The organism is Pseudomonas sp. V88_4 (genome assembly GCF_029967985.1).
Classification (GTDB): Bacteria; Pseudomonadota; Gammaproteobacteria; order Pseudomonadales; family Pseudomonadaceae; genus Aquipseudomonas; species Aquipseudomonas glycinae.
Genome location: NZ_JASCAF010000002.1, coordinates 501,699 through 521,726, shown reverse-complemented (window position 1 = coordinate 521,726; position 20,028 = coordinate 501,699). Strand labels below are relative to the sequence as shown.

Genomic DNA, 20,028 nt, shown 5'->3' with positions numbered 1-20,028 from the left:
CGAAATGAGGTTACAAGTTGTAACATAATGAAAGTCATTCTCACATGGCATTCATTGACATTTACCTGAACCTCAGCTGAACGAGTCTGAACATCCACGCCATCCAGCCAGCTGCGCTAAGATGCCCGCCACTCGAACAGCAACAGGATTGCGCGCGCTCCATGTCGGAAAAAGACACCATCGCCATTCAACTGGTGCGCGAAGCACTGCTGCAAAGTTGTGCCCCGGGCGTGGCCACGGAGGAAGTCTTGAGCAAGGTCGGGATTGCTCCGGCGCTGCTGTCCACCGATGACGTCCGCGTGCCGGCCAGCCAGTACGCGCGGTTGTGGCGCCTTCTGGCGCGGCGCGGCGATGACGAATTCTTTGGCATGGACCCACGCAAGCTGAAATCCGGCAGCCTGGAGTTCCTGTGCCGCAGCGCCATGGCCCAGCCGAACCTGGCTGCGGGGCTGAGCAGCGGTCTGAATTTTCTGTCGTTGATGCTTGAGCGTCTGCCGGCGCAACTGGTGCACCAGCAGAGTCTGGCGGAGATCGTTTTGCTGGAAGACGACCCGGAACCGCGCCGCGCTTTCACCTATTTCACCTACTGGATGATCGTCCACGGCGTGGCGTGCTGGCTGGCGGGGCGGCGAATTCCGATCCTGGCCATCGAGCTGCGCTGCCCGGCGCCGGATTTTTGTGATGACTATCGGGTGATGTTCTCGGAAAACCTGCGCTTCGACCGGCCGCGCACGCGGATGATTTTCGCGGCTGACGTGCTGGATCTGCCGATCAAACGCAGTGCCGAGGAATTGAAACGCTTCCTCGCCCATGCCCCGGCCAACATTCTGGTGAAGTACCGCGACCCGGACAGCCTCGCCAGCCGAATCAAGCAGGATCTGCGTCAGTTGTCCGCCGATCACTGGCCGGAAACCGACGCACTGGCCCAGCAGTTGTGCATGTCGGCCTCGACCTTGCGCCGACGTCTCGCCGAAGAAGGGCAGACTTATCAGGGTTTGAAGGACAGCGTGCGCAAGGAACTGGCGATTACCTGGCTGGCGGAGCCGTCGATCAGTTTTGCCGAGATTGCCACGCGGCTGGGGTTTGCCGATGCGAGTTCGTTCTACAAGGCGTTTCGCAAGTGGTCGGGGACCAATCCGGGGCATTACCGCAGCTTGATTCTCAACGAAGCGGTCTGATCCTCGAATCGACGCAAACCTTGGCCAAACCAGTCATCCACTTTGAGGGCTTTGACCATTGCCGCAGCCAGCGTGCGGCGCGAGTATTCCTCTGTTGTTTACGGTTCCCCAACCTAATAAAAACACAGAGGGATTCTGGCAATGCGCGATTACTTGTCTGCCACCCAGCAGTTTGATTATCAGCACACCGTGGACGCCGCACTCAGCGGTACGCTCGAGGCGCTCAACGCCTGCGTCGAATGTTGTGACCGTCACGCCTTGCCGGGGCGCATCGCGTTGTTCTGGGAAGGCCGCGACGGCGCCAGTGCGACGTACACCTTCAGCGACCTGCAGGACAAAGCCGCGCGTTTCGCCAATTTCCTTCTCGCCCAGGGCGTGCAGAAGGGCGACAAGGTCGCCGGCCTGCTGCCGCGCAACATTGAATTGCTGATCACCGTGTTCGCCACCTGGCGCATCGGCGCGGTGTATCAACCGCTGTTCACCGCGTTCGGCCCCAAAGCCCTCGAACATCGCCTGAACAGCTCCGGTGCCAAAGTCGTGGTCACCGATGCAGTCAATCGGCCAAAACTCAGCGAAGTCGCCGATTGCCCGACGCTGGTCACTGTCGGTGGTCCGAAAGGCCAGGGCATCGTTCGTGGCGATTTCAGTTTCTGGGCCGAGCTGCCCAACCATTCCAGTGTCTGCGAGCCGCTGATGCTGACCGGCGAAGACCCGTTCCTGCTGATGTTCACCTCGGGTACCACCGGCCCGTCGAAGGCGCTGTCGGTGCCGCTCAAGGCCATCGTCGCGTTCCAGAGCTACACCCGCGATGCCGTGGATCTGCGCCCGGAAGATGCGTTCTGGAACGTCGCCGATCCGGGCTGGGCCTACGGCATCTATTTCGGCGTCACCGGCCCGTTGTCGATGGGCCATCCGATCACGTTTTACGATGGCCCGTTCACCCTCGAAAGCACCTGCCGGGTGATCAACAAGTACGGCATCACCAACCTCACCGGTTCGCCCACTGCGTATCGCCTGCTGATTGCCGGCGGCGACGAGTTCGCCAAGTCGATCAAGGGCAAGCTGCGCATCGTCAGCAGCGCCGGCGAGCCGTTGAATCCGGAAGTGATCCGCTGGTTCGCCGACAACCTCGGCGTGGTCATTCACGACCACTACGGCCAGACCGAACTGGGCATGGTCCTGTGCAACCACCACGGCCTCGAACACCCGATCCACCTCGGCGCCGCCGGTTTTGCTTCGCCGGGCCATCGCATCGTGGTGCTTGACGAGCAGAACAACGAACTCAGCGTCGGCCAGCCCGGCATCCTCGCCATCGACCGCACACAGTCGCCGATGTGCTGGTTCGCCGGCTATGAAGGCGTGCCGACCAAGGCCTTCGTCGGCAATTACTACCTGAGCGGCGACACCGTCGAGTGGAACCCGGACGGCAGCATCAGCTTCGTCGGTCGCAGCGATGACGTGATCACCACGTCCGGCTACCGGGTTGGCCCGTTCGACGTGGAGAGCGCGCTGATCGAACACCCTGCCGTCGTTGAAGCGGCAGTGGTCGGCAAGCCCGATCCCGAGCGCACCGAACTGGTCAAAGCCTTCGTCGTGCTCAACCCGCAATACCGCGCCGAACCGGCGTTGGCCGAAGAACTGCGGCAGCACGTGCGCAAGCGTCTGGCCGCGCATTCGTACCCCCGTGAAATCGAATTTGTCAGCGAGTTGCCGAAAACCCCGAGCGGCAAATTGCAGCGCTTTATCTTGCGCAACCAGGAAATCGCCAAGGCTCAAGAGGCTGCGGCGCACAACGTTTCAGCTTGAATCCAAGGAAACAGTCATGCAGATCGAGAACAAGGTTTTTATCGTCACCGGCGGCGCGTCCGGCCTGGGTGCCGCCACCGCTGAATTGCTGGTGAACGCCGGCGCCAAAGTGATGCTGGTGGACATGAACGCCGAAGCCGTTGCCGCCCAGGCCCAGCGCCTCGGCGCGCAAAGCGTGGTGGCCGACATCAGCAACGAAGCCGCCGCCGAAGCCGCTGTTCAAGCAACGGTAAAAGCCTTCGGCAGCCTGAATGGTCTGGTGAACTGCGCCGGCATTGTTCGCGGCGAGAAGATCCTCGGCAAGAACGGTCCGCATGCGTTGGCGAGCTTCGCCCAGGTGATCAACGTCAACTTGATCGGCAGTTTCAACATGCTGCGTCTGGCGGCAGCCGCGATTGCCGAAAGCGAAGCCAACGCCGACGGTGAGCGCGGTGTGATCATCAACACCGCTTCCGTTGCGGCGTTCGACGGCCAGATCGGCCAGGCCGCGTATTCCGCGTCCAAAGGCGCCATCGCCAGCCTGACTCTGCCTGCCGCCCGCGAACTGGCGCGCTTCGGCATCCGCGTGATGACCATCGCCCCAGGCATCTTCGAAACCCCGATGATGGCCGGCATGACCCCGGAAGTGCGCGACTCGCTGGCCGCCGGCGTACCGTTCCCGCCGCGTCTGGGCAAACCGGCCGAGTACGCCGCGCTGGTGCGGCATATCATTGAAAACAGCATGCTCAACGGCGAGGTGATCCGTCTCGACGGTGCCTTGCGCATGGCCGCCAAGTAAGGAGGAATTCCCATGACCATCTCCAACGATCCGATTGTCATCGTCAGCGCCGTCCGCACCCCGATGGGCGGTTTTCAGGGCGAATTGAAAAGCCTGACCGCGCCGCAACTGGGCGCCGCTGCAATCAAGGCGGCGGTTGAGCGTGCCGGTGTGGCCGCCGATGCGGTCGATGAAGTGTTGTTCGGCTGCGTACTGCCGGCCGGTCTTGGTCAGGCGCCTGCACGTCAGGCTGCACTGGGCGCCGGGCTGGACAAATCCACCCGTTGCACCACGGTCAACAAGATGTGCGGCTCGGGCATGGAAACCGCCATTCTGGCCCACGACATGCTGCTGGCCGGCAGCGCCGATGTGGTGATCGCCGGCGGCATGGAAAGCATGTCCAACGCGCCGTACCTGCTGGATCGCGCCCGTGCCGGTTACCGCATGGGCCACGGCCGGGTGCTGGATTCGATGTTCCTCGACGGCCTCGAAGACGCCTACGACAAGGGCCGCCTGATGGGCACCTTCGCCGAGGATTGCGCTGAAACCAACGACTTCAGCCGCGAGGCTCAGGATGCTTTCGCCATCGCCTCTACCACCCGCGCCCAGCAGGCGATCAAGGACGGCAGCTTCAAGGACGAAATCGTTCCGCTGACCGTGACCGTCGGCAAGGAACAAGTGGTCATCAGCAACGACGAGCAGCCGCCAAAAGCGAAACTGGACAAGATCGCTTCGCTGAAACCGGCGTTCCGCGAGGGCGGCACCGTGACCGCTGCCAACTCCAGCTCGATCTCCGACGGCGCCGCTGCGCTGGTGCTGATGCGTAAGTCGCAAGCGCAAAAGCAGGGTCTGAAGCCGCTGGCGGTGATTCACGGCCACGCAGCCTTCGCTGACACCCCGGGCCTGTTCCCGGTGGCGCCGATTGGCGCGATCAAGAAGCTGATGAAGAAAACCGGCTGGTCGCTGGATCAGGTCGATCTGTTCGAAGTCAACGAAGCCTTCGCCGTGGTCGGCATGGCGGCGATGACCCACCTGGAAATTCCTCACGACAAGCTCAACATCCACGGCGGTGCCTGCGCCCTCGGTCACCCGATCGGTGCGTCCGGCGCGCGGATTCTGGTGACCTTGCTCTCGGCCCTGCGCCAGAAAGGCCTGAAGCGCGGCGTCGCGGCGATCTGTATCGGCGGCGGTGAGGCCACGGCGATGGCCGTGGAGTGCGTTTACTAACGTTGACAATGGACCCTGTGGGAGCGGCGCTGCGACGGTTCGACTTGCCCGCGATGGCGTTGGGGCAGACAGCCAATATGTTCACTGACACGGCCCCATCGCTGGCAAGCCAGCTCCCACAGGGTTTTGTGTTGTCACCGGATTTTAAGGATTTGCCATGATTCCCAATGACGACCAACAACAAATCCGCGACATGGCCCGGCAGTTTGCCGAGGAACGGCTCAAACCGTTCGCCGCCGAGTGGGATCGCGAGCACCGTTTCCCCAAGGAAGCCATCGGCGAAATGGCCGGGCTGGGCTTCTTCGGCATGCTGGTGCCGGAGCAGTGGGGCGGTTGCGATACCGGTTATCTGGCCTACGCCATGGCCCTGGAAGAAATCGCTGCCGGCGACGGCGCCTGCTCGACGATCATGAGCGTGCACAACTCGGTGGGTTGCGTGCCGATCCTCAAGTTCGGCAACGACGACCAGCGCGAACGCTTCCTCAAGCCGTTGGCCAGCGGCGAGATGCTCGGTGCTTTCGCGTTGACCGAACCGCAGGCCGGTTCCGATGCCAGTAGCCTGAAAACCCGCGCGCGGCTGGAAGGCGATCACTATGTGCTCAACGGCTGCAAACAGTTCATCACTTCCGGGCAGAACGCCGGGATCGTGATCGTGTTTGCCGTGACTGACCCGAGTGCCGGCAAGCGTGGGATCACAGCGTTCATCGTGCCGACCGACTCGCCGGGCTACAAAGTCGCCCGCGTCGAAGACAAGCTCGGCCAGCACGCCTCGGACACCTGCCAGATTCTGTTCGAAGACGTGAAAGTGCCGGTAGCCAACCGGTTGGGCGAGGAGGGCGAGGGCTACAAGATCGCTCTGGCCAACCTCGAAGGCGGCCGCGTCGGCATCGCCTCGCAATCGGTGGGCATGGCTCGCGCCGCGTTCGAAGCGGCCCGCGATTACGCCCGTGAACGTGACACTTTCGGCAAGCCGATCATCGAGCATCAGGCCGTGGCGTTTCGCTTGGCGGACATGGCGACCCAGATCGCCGTGGCGCGGCAGATGGTGCATTACGCCGCCGCCCTGCGCGACAGCGGTCAGCCGGCACTGGTCGAGGCATCGATGGCCAAACTGTTCGCCTCGGAAATGGCTGAAAAGGTCTGCTCCATGGCATTGCAAACCCTCGGCGGTTACGGTTACCTCAACGACTTCCCGCTTGAGCGCATCTACCGCGACGTGCGGGTCTGCCAGATCTACGAAGGCACCAGCGACATTCAGCGCATGGTCATTTCGCGCAATCTTTGAAAAGGAATCTGCACATGAGTTACGAAACGATTTTGCTGGAAACCCATGGCCGCGTCGGCCTGATCACCCTCAATCGCCCGCAGGCGCTGAATGCCCTGAATGCGCAACTGGTCAGCGAAGTGAATCGCGCGCTCGATGGGTTTGAAGCCGACGCGAACATCGGCTGCATCGTCATCACCGGCTCGACCAAGGCCTTCGCCGCCGGCGCCGACATCAAGGAAATGGCCGATCTGACCTACCCGCAGATCTACATGGACGACCTGTTCAGCGACAGCGATCGCGTGGCCAACCGGCGCAAGCCGATCATCGCCGCGGTCAACGGTTTTGCCCTCGGCGGCGGCTGTGAGCTGGCGCTGATGTGCGACTTCATCCTGGCCGGCGACAACGCCAAATTCGGCCAGCCGGAAATCAACCTCGGCGTGCTGCCGGGCATGGGCGGCACGCAGCGCCTGACCCGCGCGGTGGGCAAGGCCAAGGCCATGGAAATGTGCCTGAGCGGACGCATGATCGACGCGGTGGAAGCCGAGCGCTGCGGCATCGTCGCGCGGATCGTGCCGAGTGCCGAGTTGCTGGATGAAGCGCTGAAAGTCGCGGCGGTGATCGCCAGCAAGTCGCTGCCGATTGCGATGATGGTCAAGGAAAGCGTCAACCGCGCGTTTGAAGTGAATCTGACTGAAGGCGTGCGCTTTGAACGCCGGGTATTCCATGCGGCGTTTGCAACGCAGGATCAGAAAGAAGGGATGGCGGCGTTTGTGGCGAAGCGGCCTGCCGAGTTCCTGGGCAAGTAATAACGTTCGCCCCCACGCATTGCGTGGGGGCGATCAGTCAGAGCTGATAGTTCTTCAACTCCCGAGCAATCACCATCCGCTGTATCTCGCTCGATCCCTCGTAAATCTGGGTAATTCGCGCATCCCGGTAATACCTCTCCACCGGGTAATCCTCCAGATACCCATACCCGCCATGAATCTGAATCGCTGACGAGCACACCTTCTCGGCCATTTCCGACGCAAACAGCTTGGCCTGTGAAGCCTCCGACAGACACGGTTTACCCGCCGTACGCAGCCGCGCAGCATGCAAAATCATCAAGCGTGCTGCGTTGATCTGCATCTGCATGTCGGCCAGCAGGTTGGCGATGCTCTGGTGCTCGACAATCGCTTTGCCGAACTGCACCCGATCACGGGCATAACCCAGCGCCGCTTCGAACGCTGCGCGGGCGATGCCCAATGCTTGCGCCGCGATACCGATACGTCCGCCTTCCAGGTTGGAAAGGGCAATCGCCAGACCTTTACCGCGTTCACCCAACAGGTTCGCTTCAGGAATGCTGCAATTGTTCAGGGTCACCGCGCAGGTGTCGGAGGCGCGGATGCCCATCTTGTGTTCGGTGCGATCAACGATGAAACCTGGCGTATCAGTCGGCACCAGAAACGCCGAGATGCCACGTTTGCCCAAATCCGGATCGGTGACGGCGAACACGATCGCCAGTTTCGCCCGTTTGCCGTTGCTGACAAATTGCTTGGCGCCGTTGATTACCCATTGGCCGTCGCGCAGTTCGGCACGGGTGCGCAGGTTGTGCGCTTCGGAACCGGCCTGGGGTTCGGTCAGGCAGAAGCAGCCGATCACCGCGCCGCTGGCCAGATCCGCCAGCCAGGTCTGTTTCTGTTCCTCGCTGCCGTAATTGAGCACCGGCCCGCAGCCCACCGAGTTGTGGATGCTCATGAAGGCGCCGGTGGCGCCGTCGCCGGCGGAAATCTCTTCCACCGCCAACGCATAGGCCACGTAGTCGACGTAAGTACCGCCCCATTCCTCCGGCACCACCATGCCCAGCAGGCCGAGTTCGCCCATCTTCGCCACCAGACCGTCATCGATCCAGCCGGCCTTTTCCCAGGCTTGCGCGTGGGGGGCGATTTCGCCACGGGCAAAGTCCCGGGCCATGTCGCGGATCATTACCTGGTCTTCAGTCAATTCGAGATCGTGCATGGCTCAGCTCCCGCTCTCAGCGAAACCGTGGAAGAAACTCGCGACCTGTTCGGCGTGCAGCGCAGCCAGGGTCGGCGGATTCCAGCGTGGTGATTTGTCTTTGTCGATCAGCAGGGCGCGCACGCCTTCGATCAGGTCGCCGCGTTCGAACCACTGGCGATCCAGATGCAGTTCGAGGGCGAAGCAGTGTTCCAGGCTCAGGTGCCGGCCGCGACGCAGCATTTCCAGGGTCACGCCCATGGCCAGCGGCGAGCGGGTTTCCAGCAGGTCGGCGGTAGTGGTCGCCCATTCGTGGCTGTCGGCGACCGTCACGGCACGCAGTTGCTCGACAATGCTCGGCACGTCCGGCAACGCGAAGAAGTGATCGATGGCCGGGCGCAAGGCTTCAAGCGGCGCATCCGGCAGGGTTTGCACGGCGTGGCGGGCCAGCAGGTTTTGCAGATCCTTCAACGGCGTGTCGTGCCACTCCAGGTGATCGAGCTGTTCGTCGAGGGTGCCGAGTTGGCTGCTGTCCAGATACCAGTCGGCCAGCCCGCAATACAGCGCATCCGCCGCACGGATCTGCACGCCGCTGACGCCCAGATAAATCCCCAGCTCGCCGGGAATCCGTGGCAGGAAATAACTGCCACCGACATCCGGGAAATAGCCGATCGCCACTTCCGGCATCGCCAGACGGCTCTTCTCGGTGACCACCCGCAGATCAGCGCCTTGCACCAGGCCCATACCGCCGCCGAGGACGAAACCGTCCATCAGCGCCAGCACCGGTTTGCGGTAATGGTGGATCGTCAGGTCGAGGGCGTATTCCTCGACGAAGAAATCTTCGTGCAGCGTATCGCCGTTTTTATGGCTGTCGTACAGCGATCGAATGTCGCCACCGGCACAGAAGGCTTTCTCGCCGGCACCGCGCAGCACGACCGCGTGGATATCGGCATCGGCGGCCCAGGCGTCCAGGTGTTGCTGGAGCTGGCGCACCATGTCGAGGGTCAGGGCATTGAGGCCTGCGGGGCGGTTGAGGGTCAGATGACCGATGTGATTGCGAACCTCGGCCAGCACTTCGTGTGGCGTGGCATCCATGGACGAAGTCCGCGGGGATGAAGCCTGAGCAGTCATCACTAACTCCCTGCTTTTATTGTCTTTATTCGAGAAGCTCGCGCGCGAGCGTTACCGGATCGTAACAGTGCAAATTTGCCATGTACAACGGGGATATGTGCATGGGGTGTCTGCATTTTTGCCTTGTCTGGAAAGCGGCTTGCAGACGCTGACTCGAGTCCCTTTCATTACTCTGCGCGAAGCTGTGCCTGAAGGGTTCGGGCGCAAAGCAGCAGTGCTCGTCGGGCTTCATCATGGGCGGCCGGGTAGTTCATGAAACCGTGGCGCATCCCTGAAAACTCTTTGTGTTCGACAGTGACACCCGCGGCCCGCAGTTGCGCAGCGTAAGCACGGCCTTCATCGCGCAGGACATCAAGTCCGCAGGTGATGATCATTGTCCGGGGCAATCCATGCAGCGAGTCACTGAGCAGGGGCGACAGCCGTGTATCCACGCGCGATGTTCCGGGTGGCAGGTATTGGCCGAGGTACCATTCGAGCAGGTCGACAGTCAGTCCATATCCTTGCCCGAATCTCGTGTGGGAGCGGCGGCGATTGTGACAGTCGAGCAGAGGGTAAAGCAGCAGTTGAAAGCAGATACATGGCTTGTCACATTTAGCGTCGCGCTGGCTGATGACGGCGGCCATCCCGCCTCCTGAACCACCCCCTGCGACTGCAATGCTTGAAGTATCCAGCTTGCAATCGGCGCCTTGACGTGTCACCCACTTGAAAGCTGTCCAGCAGTCTTCCAGAGCTGTCGGAAACAAGTGTTCCGGAGGGCGGGCGTAATCAACGGCGACGACGGCGCAACCAGCCCACTCACACATCAACCGACAGAACCCGTCATGCGTGTCCAGGTCTCCCGTGACCCAACCACCGCCATGGAAGAAAACCAGCACGGGAAACGGCCCCTTGCCTGGTGGCGCGTAGAGACGCAGCGGCAGTGACCGGCCATGGCTTTCGATCGCCAGATCATGAACGCAGGTGACTTGCGCCTGACGCAACGCCGATCTGGCGTCCTCTACAGTCAACGAGGTTTCATCCACGGCCGCAGTCCTTGCCCGAACGGGCCTCTGCCTCGATCTCGATAACGTATTCAGGGCTGACCAGTCGAGAGACTTCCAGCAGCATTGTCGTCGGTGGATACCCTTCGAAAAACTCTTTGTGCGCCCGCGCGATTTCTGGCAAGAGATCCATGTTGGTGGTGTACATGCGCGTGGCAATGATGCGGGTACGATCCTCACCCAGTTGCTTTAGCGCCTGTTCGATGATTTTCAGACATCGCCGTGTCTGGGCATAGGCATCGCCGGGTTTGAAGGGCTTGCCGTTCTTGCGAAATGCCACCGTACCTCCGACCAGAATAGTGTTACCAGCCTTCACGGCTCTGCAGTAACCGGCAAGGCGTTCCCAAGGTGCTCCGGAATAAACACGTTTGAATTTCATGGTTCAGACTCCTGTTCCCAGATCGACCGGAAGCGTCTTCAACCCCCGGAACTGCAAGTTGCTGTTGCGCCACGTGGCAGGCCGCCGCGCGATGAGGTGCAAGTGGGGGAAGCGTTTCAACAGCGAGCTGAATACAATCTCGGCCTCAAGTCTGAACAGCGCCGTGCCCATGCAGAAATGTTCACCTCTTCCAAACGTCAGGTGCTCGTTCTTCGCACGACGAATGTCGAATTTGTCGGGATCGGGGAACTTTTCCGGATCACGATTGGCGGAGGCCCGGATCAGGTAAACCAGCTGCCCTTTTTTCATCGTGACGTCATCGATGGTGACGTCTTCCATCAGCAACCGATGGCTCAGGGAGCCGGCAGGATCAAAGCGCAGCATTTCTTCAATGAAGGAGCCGATCAATGTCGGGTCTGCCAACAGGGCTTCGAGTTGTTGGGGATGCTTCAGTAAATGCAACAGGCCGAGGCATAGCTGGTCTGCGCTGGTGGTATAACCCGCCACCAGAATGAACACGATCTGTGCCCGCACTTCATCAAGACTGGCGGCGCTGTTCTGGCCACTCTCCAGTACCCGGCTCACGAGATCATCCCTGGGTTGCCTGCGCCGTTGTTCAATGAGCTCAGCGAAAAAGGCGTACATTTCCTTGATGCCTTCCAGAGCCTGGTCCGGCCCCTGATCCGCGTCCTGGCTGCCGCCTAGAAACATGACGATGTCTCGTGTCCAGCGGCGAAGCCTCAATGCCTCGTCATCCTTCATGCCGTAAAGCCTGGCCAGAATCAGGGCGGGGACCCGGTCGAAGAGCGCGGTCTTCAAATCGATCTGTCCGTGCAGGCAGGACAGCTCTCGATCAGTGATGTCTTGAATGATTGTCCGCAAGGCCTCGATGGAGCGAGGGGTGAAGGCATTGCCCAGCAAGTGGCGACTGGCCTTGTGAGTATCGCCATCCTGGGAATACATCCACCTGGACGCCAGCTTGATGAATTCGTTCAGATGCGTACGCTTGTTTTCAGGTACACGTGCGTTGATCAGTTGTTGCATGCGGTTTGAAGAAAATCGTCGGGAATCGGCCTGTGCGGCGATGACATCGCAATAACGGGTCAAAAACCAGGCCTGTAAGTGTTCGCACCAGTACACCGGCTGATGTTTTCGCAGCCACGTATAGGCCCGGTAAGGGTTACGAATCGTGTTCCGGTTCGAGAAGTCCGGCTTGCTGTCGTACAGCGGTTTTGTGAAGTGCTTTACGTAGTTCTTTTTGTCGATGGGGGCCCTGACCAGCTCTGACGGCGGTTTGAGCAGCTTGTTTAACAAGATCAGTTGAGCTTCGGTGGCGTTCTGCTCCAGCTTGGTGCTGGCAACAAGCTCCCATTCGTAAAGTTTCGGCGAAAAGACGTGGACGATGTCTTCGAATATCTCGGATGACACGAGCGGATGGTGTTTACCCTCGTTGATGATCAGATCCAGCGCTCGAGCATAGGTGAGCGCAACCGCCTGGCGATGGGAAAAATCGCCGGCACGGCGACACTGATCGACAATCAGCGATTCAATTCGCTGGGCGATGTTCTCGTTGGCAAATCGTGGCCGGTTGATGGCGTCCCGTGCAACCTGACAGCACAGGATGTTGTTATCGCCCGCGAAGGTGGTGCTGATGCCGTGATCCATGACCAAGGTGACAATTCGGTTGTGATGGTGGAAGCCTTGCGAACCACAAAGCTCCCTGCATGCACTCATGACTTCGAGACCCAGCCAGGTGCCGACACTTTTGACGACAGCGGCGAGAATATGCAGCTCCTTTCGCCGTGCTGGCTGATGCCAGCACGCTTCGAACCGCGACAGAACCGCCTGCTCCAGCAACTTCAGGGCCAATACCTTAAGTTGTTCGGCATACAGCCGTTGTCGGAAAAGTGCCTTGGTCAGGAGAGACTGGCTTCCCTCGTTCCCCTTGACCAGGCGATGGCAAGCGAAACGGTACGCCAGATAAACACACATGCCGGCGGCACCACGGGCGCCAGCGATGAGGAACAGGCGCTCCTGGATGAATGTCTGCATAGCGCTTTTCAGGCGCTCCTTTGGCGGGATCTCACTGCTGAAAACGCCTTGCGCAGAAAACCTGGCATAGCGTTGCATCAGTGCGTCGAGTGGCAGCTTCATGTTGCAAAAACGGATGCCGGCAACTTGATTGGCGTGAATCCCTCCCTTGGGATCGCAGGTGGTGATCCTGACAGCTGGCAGGAGCGGGCCATTCTCTTCCTCGCGAATTCGTACCCGAAACCAGTGCAAGCCCTCATCCACACCCTTGACGATCAGACGTCCCAGCACCATGACCACCGCCGCCGCGTGCAATGCGTTGCCTATCCAGAACTTGCAGGACTGCGGCGTGGGTGAGTTCAGAATCAGGCAATGTTTGTGTGGGTCGTAGTTGATCGTGGTCTGCAGGTTAGCCACATCGGAGCCGCTGGCGATCTCCGTGCAACCAAAGGCGTAAACCGCTTTCAGTTGGCAGATTTCCTGGTGGTACTGCGCAATCTGGTGCTGACTGCCGTGTGCAAAAAATGCGTCGCCGGCAATGAAGTGGTCGACGATGCAGGCAAGCAGGGAGTAATCCACGGCACCGATCAATGCTGCACGTTCAAGCATCAACCGGAATTCAGACTGACGGGGTTGGCTCAGCCACATGGCATTGGTCATGAGCCCGTTGCCGATGATTGCGCGCATCCGATCGATATTCAGATCCATGTATTCGCGCAGAGACACGCGATGGCGCTTTTCGGGGTCGAACAGGGGCTTTTGCAGCAACTTCAGCAATGGGTCGCTCATGAAACGGTCCTCTCGCAGATTTCGAAACCATGGATTCGAAAACCACCAGATTCACGGAGCTGGCGAAAAACACACGTGCCCGCATGCTACAGGCGGGGCATTTGGGCGGACTGCTGGTTACGCAGAAATGCGGTGTTTGAGGAAAGTAACGTTTCAGTCAAAGCGCAAAGCCAGCTCGCTTCTCAACAACGTTGAGCGTTTTTCCATAGCCAGACTACCGATGTCATCGCTACTGGGCATTACAGCGGGCCAGACTTCCAAGTGAAAGGCAGACAAATCTGTGCGGTACAAAGCTGAAAAGTAGTCGTTGGTCATGTCTTGGCAAGGGCGTTCGACCACCTTCGGTCGGATCACGTATTACCTGCGACCACCCAGCACTTCACCAATGCTCCGCCGTTTGGCGTGCAGTTCACTAGCATGAATCAACTGTTCCAGATCCTCCGGCGTGACATCGATGAACGCCTCCATGTCCGCCAGTGCCCGTTTCAGGTCCTCGGCCGTGATGGCCTGAATGTCGACCGGTACCAGGGCCGGCGCCGGTTCGGCGGGGCGTTTCGGGTAGCGGATGCGGGTGAGGTTGTTGTAGGCCAGTGCGGCCAGCAGCAGGCAGGCGGCGCTGAGCATCACCGGTTCCAGGGCTTTCCAGTCCATGGCGATGGTCATCGGGTCGGCCAGCACCATGGTCAACGCGACGGCGCCGGCCGGTGGGTGCAGGCAGCGCAGCCAGCACATCAGGATCAGCGCCATGCCCGCCGCGAGGCACGCGCTGCCAAGGGTTCGGCCGAGGACGTGGGCCACCAGCAACGCGACGACACCGGCGCACAGGTAGCCGCCGATGATCGACCACGGCTGGGCGAGGGCGCCGGAAGACACGGCGAACAGCAGCACCGCCGAGGCACCCAGCGGGCCGATCAAGTGGTAGGCCACTTCAATGCCGAATACCTGACTGCACGCCCATACGCTGAACAACGTGCCCAGCGCCATGCCGATGGCGGCGCGGCTCCATTCGGTGGGGCGGGTGTTGATGGCGGCGGGCAACCAGCGAGCGAGCATGCAGAATCGATCCTTTGCGAAATCCGGGGCAAAAAAAAGGACTTGTCCGTAAACGCGGAAAGTCCTTCGAAGTGTTCCAACTATTGGGGGAGGAACGCGCACAGTGTGCCAAGCAATCACGATGCTGACAAATTCATATAAATGCAGTTTCAGTGCATTATTTGTGAAGTAAAGCCACGCGGCGCCCGCTCATGAAACACAGGAAACCGCCCATCGCAGTCAATGCGCTGAGGGCATAGAACATGGTCGGCGCGGGCGTGTGCATCAGCAGGAAGCCGCAGATCACCGGACTTAGCGCGCCGCCCAGTGCCGCCAGATTCTGCGCGCCGTAGTAGCTGCCGCGCAGTTCTTCCGGGGCCAGGGTATCGACGAACAGGAATTCCGACGGGTAAATGATCATCTCGCCGAGGGTGAAGATGAACATCGCGATGCACCACGTCACCAGGCTGTCGGCCAGGCTGAAGCCGATTAAACCGAGGATGAACAGGCTGGTGCCGGCGGCGATCCAGTAGCGCAGTTTTTCCCGATTGAGGAAGCGACCGATCTGGTACTGCAACAGGATTACCGCGATGGCGTTGCAGGCGAGCAGGGCGGCCATGGTTTGCAGGGCGCGCTGCGAGTCTTCGACCACCAGCAGGTATTGCGACAGGTACAACGTGAAACGCCCGTGAACCACGGTGCTGAGCAGACAGCCGCAGGTGAACATGATCAGCGTGCGGTCGTTTTTCAGGGTGATGAGGGTTTTCAGGAAGCCTTGCGGCTGGCCGATGGCGGCGACCGGGTTGGCATCCCTGGGGATGCCGATCATCGGGAAAATACTGCCGAAGGCGATGCCGGCGGCTATCAGGAACGGCGCAATCGGGTACACCCCGGCGATCACCACACCGAGCATCGGGCCGGTGGCGTAGCCGATATTGGTCAGCGTGTAGCGCAGGGAAAACGCCCTGGCCCGTTGGCCCATGGGCAGGTTTTCGCTGAGGATCGCCTTGGAGCCGATCAAGAACAGCGCCGAGGCGGTTTCAGTGATGACCAGGGTGGCGGTCGTCAGGTACAGGTCTTTGGCGAAGGTCAGCAGCACGAAGCCGATGGCGCTGGAGAGCATCGCCAGAATCAGCAACCGGCGCTTTTCCAGCCGGTCGATGATGTAGCCGCCGTACAGCGCAAGCAGGGTGGCGATGAACACCGCGATGCCCAGCAACAACCCGACGTCCTGTTGGTTGAGGCCGAGCTTGTTGCTCAAAAACAGGGTGAGCAACGGGCTGGTGATGGCGCGGCTGACGACGATGGTCAGCGAGACGATCATCAGGCGGCGGATAACGAGCGAGTAGGTAGCCACGGAAAATCAAATGTCCTTATTCGGTTAACAGGTGCTCGAGATCGCGCACGGAAGCCAGCGTTTGCAGTTGCCGCAACTGCACCAATAACGGCTCAGCCTTGACCGGTAAAATGACCCGCAACGCCAGACTGAAAAACTTCTCCTCCAGCGCCGCCTCGCTCAGCGGATTGCCCGGCGCGCCCAGCGGCACCTCGACACACAGGCTCGCCTCACGCCCGTCGCGGCTTCGAACAATGACCACCGGCTCGCCATCCTCCGACAGTCGCTCATCCACTTCAAGGCGAATGCGCGTCAGCCAGTGGGCAATGCGCGGATCGTTGCGCGGCTGTTCGTCGTAAGCCTCGAGTCGGCAATGACCGTGCACCAGTCGCGCAGCGAGGGAATAGGGCAGGCTCATCTGCGCGGCGGCCAGACTGCGGGTGTCGCGACCGCCGCACATGTCGAGCAGAAAGCCGCACAGATTCACCTGGACGTCTTCCACCTGATCCGCGCCGACCTGCAGTTGCTCCAGCAACAAGCCGAGCGCATCGATCGCCGAATGGGTGCCGCGGCACGCGGCGTAGGGTTTGATCGAGCAGCGCGCGAGTTTCCACACGCGTCCCAATTCGGCATCCAGCGCATCCGGTTGTGCGCTGCCCGGCGCCAAGGTCTTGAGAAATCCGCCCCAGACATCCTCGAACAACACCGACGGCCCGCTGACGCCTTCGCGGGCAAAGCGCGCGGCGAGCAAACCACCCTCGGCCGCCCGGCCGCTGTGCAGTTTCTTGCTTTGCGAACCGTCATGAATGAACGCCCACAACCCGCCGCTGAAACTGCCAGCGATCCCCAGCGCCGACACGGTTTGCCCGACATCCAGCGCAAAGATCCGCGCGCAGGCCGCCGCCGCGCCGAACACGCCGCAGGTGGCGGTGGAGTGCCAGCCGGCGCCGTTGTGCGCCGAGTAACTGCCGCAGGCTTCCAACACCCGCCGGCCGATTTCGTAGCCGATCACCACGGCGGTGATGAATTCGCGACCGTCCACCGGCCGATTCACCAGCGACAGCGCGGCCATCACCGCCGGCAGCACCACCGCGCCGGAGTGATCGCAACCTCCGGTGTCGTCCAGTTCCAGCGCATGGGCAGCGATGCCGTTGAGCAACGCCGCATGCCCCCCGCCGACCCGCAACGACGAACCCCAGACCAGCGCGGTGCCCGGTTCGGCACCGAACACCTGCCGCGCCTGAAGCGCCACCGCACTGTCGGCCCCGGCCAGTGCCGCGCCGAAGGTGTCGAGAATGTGTCGCTTGGCCTGTTCCACCAACGCTGGCGGCAGGTCTTCAAAGCGGGTCTCGACGCAAAACTGCGCCAGCCGCTGCATGCGTTCAGTCATACGAGGTAGTCCCGGTAATGGCGTTCATACACCGAGGCCGGATGATCCTGCGCGACCGGCGCCGCCGTTTGCGCCCACCACTGCGCGACTTCGGCGCCAGTGGCGATCCACACGTCGTCATGCTGTTGAATGCCTTGCAGCAATTCGCGCAACACGCCGATGCGCCCCGGCGTGGCGATGATTTCCGGGTGCAGGCGCAGCACGTAGCACAGGCCGAAACGATGGAATCCGGCGAAGTCCATTTGCAGGTTGCCCAGGGTGTGGCTGTAAGAGGCGATCCGCGATTGCGCCGGCGGTACGGCCGGGCTCAGGTTGAATGCGAAGTAGGGTTCGTCTTCCAGTTCGTAATGCAGCGGCAGCTCGACCACTTCGGGCGCGGTCGGGTGCAAGAACGGCAGATCATCGCCTCGCCAGGATGACGACCAAAGAATGCCGTGACCTTTCAAGGCTTCGATGAAGCCCGGCGCGCCGTTGCCCGCCGGAACCCGGAAACCGTTCGGACGCACGCCAGTCAATGCTTCCAGCGCTGCACAACCTTTGGCGACTTCCGCACTCTGCGCCGGCAGATCCAGCGTGTCGTAATCCTGATGGCGGTAACCGGCGCAGGCGATCTCATGCCCGTCAGCCTGGATGGTTGCGATGTGTTGCGGGTTTTCCTCGGCAACGATGCCGGGCACGAACCAGCTGCTGCGCACCCCGAGTTCCCTGAGCAGACCGAGCAATCGCTCGACGCCGCGTTGGGTGCCGTAGCGCCACACCGACAGCGTCTTGTCGCGCCCGGCGACTTCCGGGGCCTGGGTGAGAATGCCGTGGATGTCGTTGTAATCGACAGTCAGTACCACCGCACAGCGTTTGCCGGCGGGCCAAAGGTTGTCAGCGTCAGCCATGGTGATGCTCCTTCAGCCACCAGCGGGCGACGTCGCGGCAGGTGGCGAACCACACGTCATCGCGCTGGCGCATGTGTTCGAAGAGTTTCTCCAGCAACAGGATGCGTCCCGGTTTGCCGGTGATTTTCGGGTGGAACAGGGTGGTCAGGCACAGGCCTTCGTCCATCGCCCCGTCGTACTCGCGCTGCCAGTTGTCGAGGGTCAGCTCGTAGCTGGCGGTGCGGTCGAGGCCGGACGGAAAGTTCGGTGCGCGGGTGTAGGCGAGGGAGGCGTAGTCGTCCATTTCCCAGCGACCGGGGATTTCCACCAGTGGCGTGTCGTGGCCGGGGACGTTGACCAGGTACGGGCGATCATCGCCGCGCATGCTGCTGGAATAGATGACGCCGTTGTCCGCCAGCATCGCCGGGGTTTCGGCGCGCCAGTCGCCGGATGGCGTGCGAAAGCCCTCGGCGCGGATGTGCAGGTATTGCCAGAACACGTCGCGGGACTTGTTCATCACGGCCTGTTGCTGGTCCAGCGTCAGGGCGTAGAAGGATTCGTGTTTGTAGCCGTGGTAGGCGACTTCATGACCGCGCTCGACGATGGCCTGGCACTGTTTCGGCCAGTTTTCCACGACCCAGGCGGGGACGAAGAACGTGGTCGGGATCTTGAAGGTGTCGAGCAGATCCAGCAGGCGTGGCAGGGCGCGGTAGGGGCCGTAGCCGCCGAAACCGAAGTATTCGGGTTTGTGCCAGATCGAGTTGTTGAGCATGGCGCCGCCGGTCGGGCCGTCGAGGTCGAAGGCCAGGGCGAGGCAGGCTTTGTGCTGGTCGGGCCAGGTGGGTTGCAAGGAGGACATCGATAACTCTCCAACTGTTCACGACCCCTGTGGGAGCTGGCTTGCCAGCGATGAGGCCGGTACATTCAACATTGATGTCGACTGATCGAGCGCCATCGCGGGCAAGCCCGCTCCCACAGAGGAACCAGTTACTTGCCGGCGTTAATGGTCACATCCTTGATCGCACCCAGCTCCAGATCCCATTTCTTCAGAATCGCGCCATAGCTGCCGTCATCCACCATGCTCTGCAACGCCACTTTCACCGCTTCACTCAGCTCCGGCTTCTTCTTGCTCACACCCAACCCGGTGAACTGCACGGAGATCGGCTGGCCGACCGTTTTGTACATGTCCTTTTCCTGGGTCTTGAGGTACGACAGGGTTTCGCTGCCCTGCATCGCCGCATCGATGCGGCTCTGGCGCAGTTGCGCACGGGCGTCGGCCGAGCCTTCGGTGCCGATCACGTTGATCGCAGGTTTGCCTGCGGCTTCACAGTGTTCCTTGCTCCACGCGGCGATTTCAGCCGGGAACGTGGTGCGGCGGCTGGTACCGACTTTCTTGCCGCACAGGTCGATGATCTCGTTGGTGGCGGTGTTCTTCTGCAGGGTGTAGAACTGCGGTCCGCTGGTGAAGTAGTCGACGAAGGTCACGCTGGCCTGGCGCTCGGCGGTGTCGGTCATGCCCGACAGGACCATGTCCACGCGCTCGGTGGTCAGGGCGTTGATCATTTGCTCGAAGCCGGTTTCCTGCCACTTGATCTTCACCCCGAGGCGTTCGGCCAAGGCGTTGCCCAGGTCGTAGTCAAGGCCGGTGAGCTTGTTGGTGGCCGGGTCCTTGAAGTCCATCGGCGGATAGTTGGGCATGATCGCGACGACGATCTCGCCTTTTTCCTTGATGCTGGCCGGCAACTCGGCGGCCACGGCGAAACCGCAAGACATCAGGGAGGTGAGTACTGCTGGAATGACGAAGTTCTTCATGGACGTTCTCTTA

At 61.2% G+C, this 20,028-nt stretch carries 17 protein-coding genes; 6 read left to right on the top strand and 11 right to left on the bottom strand.

Features of this window, described 5'->3' with window-relative positions; genetic code table 11:
• Nucleotides 1-161 precede the first annotated feature (161 nt).
• From QLG12_RS04910 to QLG12_RS04885, 6 genes are all read left to right on the top strand, one after another.
• Nucleotides 162-1,178, top strand: coding sequence for an AraC family transcriptional regulator (locus QLG12_RS04910; protein ID WP_236192828.1), 1,017 nt, complete (start codon nt 162-164; stop codon nt 1,176-1,178).
• A gap of 141 nt (nt 1,179-1,319) precedes the next feature.
• Complete coding sequence (locus tag QLG12_RS04905; RefSeq protein ID WP_197867820.1) at nt 1,320-2,984, top strand: AMP-binding protein; 1,665 nt, start codon at nt 1,320-1,322, stop codon at nt 2,982-2,984.
• A 16-nt stretch (nt 2,985-3,000) separates the two neighbouring features.
• Nucleotides 3,001-3,762 (top strand): SDR family NAD(P)-dependent oxidoreductase, encoded by a 762-nt coding sequence (locus QLG12_RS04900; RefSeq protein ID WP_197867819.1) that lies wholly within the window; start codon nt 3,001-3,003, stop codon nt 3,760-3,762.
• Between the two features lie 12 nt (nt 3,763-3,774).
• Nucleotides 3,775-4,968 (top strand): acetyl-CoA C-acyltransferase, encoded by a 1,194-nt coding sequence (locus tag QLG12_RS04895; RefSeq protein ID WP_236192830.1) that lies wholly within the window; start codon nt 3,775-3,777, stop codon nt 4,966-4,968.
• Nucleotides 4,969-5,125: 157 nt separating this feature from the next.
• The gene (locus QLG12_RS04890) at nt 5,126-6,253 is read left to right on the top strand and encodes an acyl-CoA dehydrogenase (RefSeq protein WP_114883249.1); all 1,128 of its coding nucleotides are present in this window, start codon (nt 5,126-5,128) and stop codon (nt 6,251-6,253) included.
• Nucleotides 6,254-6,267: 14 nt separating this feature from the next.
• A complete protein-coding gene (locus QLG12_RS04885) occupies nt 6,268-7,041 on the top strand; it encodes an enoyl-CoA hydratase (protein WP_197867816.1) in 774 nt (257 codons plus the stop codon).
• Nucleotides 7,042-7,078: 37 nt separating this feature from the next.
• Here the strand turns inward: QLG12_RS04885 and QLG12_RS04880 are convergent, their stop codons facing one another.
• The 11 genes from QLG12_RS04880 to QLG12_RS04830 form a co-directional block, all read right to left on the bottom strand.
• Nucleotides 7,079-8,230 (bottom strand): acyl-CoA dehydrogenase family protein, encoded by a 1,152-nt coding sequence (locus tag QLG12_RS04880; protein WP_282474038.1) that lies wholly within the window; start codon nt 8,228-8,230, stop codon nt 7,079-7,081.
• Nucleotides 8,231-8,233: 3 nt separating this feature from the next.
• Complete coding sequence (locus QLG12_RS04875) at nt 8,234-9,340, bottom strand: enoyl-CoA hydratase/isomerase family protein (RefSeq protein WP_282474037.1); 1,107 nt, start codon at nt 9,338-9,340, stop codon at nt 8,234-8,236.
• Between the two features lie 167 nt (nt 9,341-9,507).
• On the bottom strand, nt 9,508-10,362 hold the full coding sequence (locus tag QLG12_RS04870) for an alpha/beta hydrolase (RefSeq protein WP_282474036.1): 855 nt from the start codon (nt 10,360-10,362) through the stop codon (nt 9,508-9,510).
• A complete protein-coding gene (locus QLG12_RS04865) occupies nt 10,355-10,759 on the bottom strand; it encodes a RidA family protein (protein WP_282474035.1) in 405 nt (134 codons plus the stop codon). The genes QLG12_RS04870 and QLG12_RS04865 overlap by 8 nt, the downstream gene beginning before the upstream one ends.
• A gap of 3 nt (nt 10,760-10,762) precedes the next feature.
• On the bottom strand, nt 10,763-13,579 hold the full coding sequence (locus tag QLG12_RS04860) for a cytochrome P450 (protein WP_282474034.1): 2,817 nt from the start codon (nt 13,577-13,579) through the stop codon (nt 10,763-10,765).
• A 357-nt stretch (nt 13,580-13,936) separates the two neighbouring features.
• Nucleotides 13,937-14,632, bottom strand: a complete 696-nt coding sequence (locus QLG12_RS04855) for an HPP family protein (RefSeq protein ID WP_282474033.1) — start codon at nt 14,630-14,632, stop codon at nt 13,937-13,939.
• A 157-nt stretch (nt 14,633-14,789) separates the two neighbouring features.
• Nucleotides 14,790-15,968: an MFS transporter gene (locus tag QLG12_RS04850; RefSeq protein WP_282474032.1), complete on the bottom strand. Its 1,179-nt coding sequence runs from the start codon at nt 15,966-15,968 to the stop codon at nt 14,790-14,792.
• Nucleotides 15,969-15,984: 16 nt separating this feature from the next.
• A complete protein-coding gene (locus tag QLG12_RS04845) occupies nt 15,985-17,337 on the bottom strand; it encodes an MmgE/PrpD family protein (protein ID WP_282474031.1) in 1,353 nt (450 codons plus the stop codon).
• Nucleotides 17,334-18,224, bottom strand: coding sequence for a polysaccharide deacetylase family protein (locus QLG12_RS04840; protein WP_282474030.1), 891 nt, complete (start codon nt 18,222-18,224; stop codon nt 17,334-17,336). The genes QLG12_RS04845 and QLG12_RS04840 overlap by 4 nt, the downstream gene beginning before the upstream one ends.
• Nucleotides 18,217-19,062 (bottom strand): polysaccharide deacetylase, encoded by an 846-nt coding sequence (locus QLG12_RS04835; RefSeq protein ID WP_282474029.1) that lies wholly within the window; start codon nt 19,060-19,062, stop codon nt 18,217-18,219. The genes QLG12_RS04840 and QLG12_RS04835 overlap by 8 nt, the downstream gene beginning before the upstream one ends.
• A 128-nt stretch (nt 19,063-19,190) precedes the next feature.
• Nucleotides 19,191-20,015 (bottom strand): ABC transporter substrate-binding protein, encoded by an 825-nt coding sequence (locus tag QLG12_RS04830; RefSeq protein WP_197867808.1) that lies wholly within the window; start codon nt 20,013-20,015, stop codon nt 19,191-19,193.
• Between the last annotated feature and the right edge of the window lie 13 nt (nt 20,016-20,028).